This is a genomic window from Weizmannia acidilactici, assembly GCF_008974225.1.
In the GTDB taxonomy this organism is placed as follows: domain Bacteria; phylum Bacillota; class Bacilli; order Bacillales; family Bacillaceae_C; genus Weizmannia; species Weizmannia acidilactici.
In genome coordinates this window covers 1-2,993 of record NZ_BKZR01000080.1, presented here as the reverse complement: position 1 = coordinate 2,993, position 2,993 = coordinate 1, and the positions used below count along the sequence as shown (strand labels likewise).

The 2,993-nt window shown below is 47.3% G+C and carries 3 protein-coding genes and 1 pseudogene; 3 read left to right on the top strand and 1 reads right to left on the bottom strand.

The features are described from left to right. The first annotated feature begins 194 nt into the window (after positions 1–194). Both GBH70_RS16190 and GBH70_RS16185 read left to right on the top strand, forming a co-directional pair. Positions 195–601, top strand: a pseudogene (locus tag GBH70_RS16190) (GntR family transcriptional regulator). After that, positions 589–1,674, top strand: a complete 1,086-nt coding sequence (locus GBH70_RS16185; RefSeq protein WP_151681990.1) for a DUF1648 domain-containing protein — start codon at positions 589–591, stop codon at positions 1,672–1,674. The pseudogene GBH70_RS16190 and the gene GBH70_RS16185 overlap by 13 nt, the downstream one beginning before the upstream one ends. 206 nt (positions 1,675–1,880) lie before the next feature. Here the strand turns inward: GBH70_RS16185 and GBH70_RS16180 are convergent, their stop codons facing one another. Next, complete coding sequence (locus GBH70_RS16180; protein WP_151681989.1) at positions 1,881–2,198, bottom strand: winged helix-turn-helix transcriptional regulator; 318 nt, start codon at positions 2,196–2,198, stop codon at positions 1,881–1,883. A 363-nt stretch (positions 2,199–2,561) separates the two neighbouring features. On the opposite strand from GBH70_RS16180, the gene GBH70_RS16175 reads away from it, so the two are divergent. After that, positions 2,562–2,801 carry a hypothetical protein gene (locus tag GBH70_RS16175; protein ID WP_151681988.1) on the top strand — a complete coding sequence of 80 codons (240 nt, stop codon included), beginning with the start codon at positions 2,562–2,564 and terminating at the stop codon, positions 2,799–2,801. Positions 2,802–2,993 lie beyond the last annotated feature (192 nt).

Sequence of the window (2,993 nt, the reverse complement as noted above, 5' to 3'; positions counted from 1 at the left end):
GTTAGTTTTGCTGATTTATTGGGTCTTCCCGCCGATTTCTCCGGAATGTCCGCTGATTCCGCGAAACAAAACAGGGCAGCCGGCCAAAGTTCCTGTCGAAAAAACATAATATTTTTAAACGAATATCCATTGCTTTTTTATTCTAACTGTTATATATTATGTATAACAAATAACATACGGAAGAGATGATCGCCATGTTCATAAAAATAGACTTGGAATTGGATGTTCCGATTTACCAACAGCTGCGCAACAGCATTATCGAAGGCATCGCGTCAAAAGAACTGGCGCCGGGGGATCCGCTTCCTTCCGTGCGTGCGATGGCCGCCGATTTGGGTGTCAATATGCACACAGTCAACAAAGCGTACCAAATGTTAAAGCAGGAAGGTTTTATCCTCATCCACCGGCAAAAAGGCGTCGTCATCCAGCCGGACCAGATGCCCCCGGCTGATGAAACGTATTTGGAAGGGCTCGCCGGGCAGCTGCGCCCGCTCGTCAGTGAAGCGATTTGCCGCGGACTTGGCCAAAAACAATTTTTACAAATGTGCGAAAAACTTTACAACGATATTCAAAAATAAAGGTGGGAGAAAAATGGAAACCGTGATCCATTTGATCTTTTTTGGGCTGGTTGGAATCGTGATGGCCGTCACCCCATATATAACAAGAAAAACAGAAAGTTTCGGCGTTACCATCCCGGAAGAAGCATATCCGGATCCCGAGCTGAAAAAACTGAGAAAGCAATACGCCGCTTCCATCGTTGTATTCAGCATCATTGTCGCCGCCGTATTCATCACCGCACAGACAGGCGGGTTTCTTGAAGCAGGCTTTGGTCTGGCCGTCATCGGCTGTATCATCGGAGATTTTCTCATCTATCTTTTTTTCCACCAGAAGATGAAAAAAATGAAAGCGGCGTACAATTGGCTGCACGAGAAAAAACAAACCGTTATGGTCGACCCGAAATTCCGCCAGCAGAAACTCATTTTTTCCAATGCATGGTTCCTGATCCATGCGGCGATTACAGCGGCAACTTTTCTGATAACCTATTTGTTTTACGACCGCATCCCGGACCGGATTGTGATTCATTACGATTTCAACGGCACTCCGACGGACTGGGCGGAAAAATCGTACCGGACAGTGTTTGAACTGCCAACTGTACAGCTGTTTATGCTCGTTTTGTTCATCTGGATGAATACGGTGATTGCAAAAAGCAAGCAGCAGCTCAATGCCAACGATCCGGAAAAATCGCTCCGGCAAAATGTCCGTTTCCGGCGCAGATGGTCAGCTTTTACAATGGTATCGTCGTTCATTTTGATTTTGATGTTTTTCATGATCCAGCTTTCCTTTATTGTCCCGATTCCGGTTGGCTGGCTTTCATACGGCGGCATGGGGGCAGCACTTTTGATCTTGTTCGGTGCCGTCATCCTTTCGATCACCACCGGTCAGGGCGGCAGCCGCATCCGCATGGGGAACGGGGCAGTGCAGGGAAGCTCCCATTATGATGACGACCAGTATTGGAAGCTCGGCGTCTTCTACTTTAATCGCAATGACCCTTCCGTTTGGGTGGAAAAAAGGTTCGGCAGCGGATGGACGATCAACTTCGCGCACCCGCTTGGCTGGATCGTCATCGGGCTGATGATCCTCGTTCCACTTTTGCTCGCGATTTTCTTTTCAAGCTAAACGAAAAGGGGTAGTCCCAAATTGGCCAAAGGACACCCCTTTAATAACAAAATTTTTAATGATCGCGATATTTACTCGTATTTCGTATACGTCGCGAGTCTCCTCGCCCGATACCTCAGCACGAGGGGTCTCGCTTTTCCCGCCGGGGTTTCGTAAGTTCGCGATCATCTCTACTTTTCATGGCTTGGGACAGCCCCTTTTCTGTATTAGTCGAGCACCACCCATTTGTCCGCCCATTTTTGCACTTCATCGAGGACGGGCTTGATGGCCTCGCCTTTTTCAGTTAGGTGGTATTCAATCCGGACAGGGCTTTCCGGGTACACTTCCCGCACAAGGATCCCCTGTTCTTCCAGTTCCTTGAGCCGTTCCGAAAGCACTTTTTGGCTGATATGCGGGATGTGCTCCGCCATTTCATTAAACCGCATCGGCCCATTGGACAAGACGCGGATAATCACACCGACCCAGCGTTTCCCTAATAACTGAAATGCCCTCTCAAAACGGGGACATAAACTTTGGTTTCCCATCATGAAACGCCCCTTTCTACCCATTCGGGACTTCACATCTATTAGTATATTATACACAAAAAATCAACTTACTAAAAGTAAGTAAGTAACAAAGGGGTTTGTAAAAAATTTCCTGACCGAAAAAAGTTCGGCCCGCATGGAATGAAAGCCGGCTTGAATGGGGCGAAATACCTCCCGAACGTAACGCCCCCCGGCCCTAATGGAATGAAAAGCGACAAAACGTAACGCAAACCCATCCTCAATGAAATGAAAAGTCTCCGGAAAGTAACGCCCCCATTTCCTATCCAAATCAAAATATTCCAAATCCATCGATTTTTCACTTATAATGAGGGTAAATAGAAGAAAACTAGGAGGGGGTGTACGGTGAAAAAGTTGCCCTTGTACACAGTGATCGGCGTGGCCGGCTACCAATACTTAAAATCGAAAGAAAACCGCGAAAAAGCGACGGATGCCTTGAACAAGTTTTACGCGGGCGTGGAATCCTGGATCAGCAAACTGCAGCAGTCCAATACCATCGGGCCGCAGTTAAAATCTGCAATCTGTCGCCCAATACGAACACCTTCAGCAATAAACCTGCCAACGCAGCGGGCTTTTCGGAAATAGGAAACGTTATCACTTCAGTTTTTCATTTATTTGTAATGGTCTTTTTATCATCTCCCGGCAGAAGACTCCCGCCTCAAAGAATGTGCAGTGCGATACCCCAATGCGTAGGCGGGAGATGAATGCCGGTTGTCGGTAGACAAAACTCCCCCTCTTATGTTAAGATAGAAACAAGTGTTCTGTATGGATGAAGTG

Bases quoted from the DNA above. Each gene is read 5' to 3' on its own strand.
- GBH70_RS16185 (WP_151681990.1), top strand. From the start codon at position 589: ATGGAAACCGTGATCCATTTGATCTTTTTTGGGCTGGTTGGAATCGTG.
- GBH70_RS16180 (WP_151681989.1), bottom strand. From the start codon at position 2,198: ATGGGAAACCAAAGTTTATGTCCCCGTTTTGAGAGGGCATTTCAGTTA.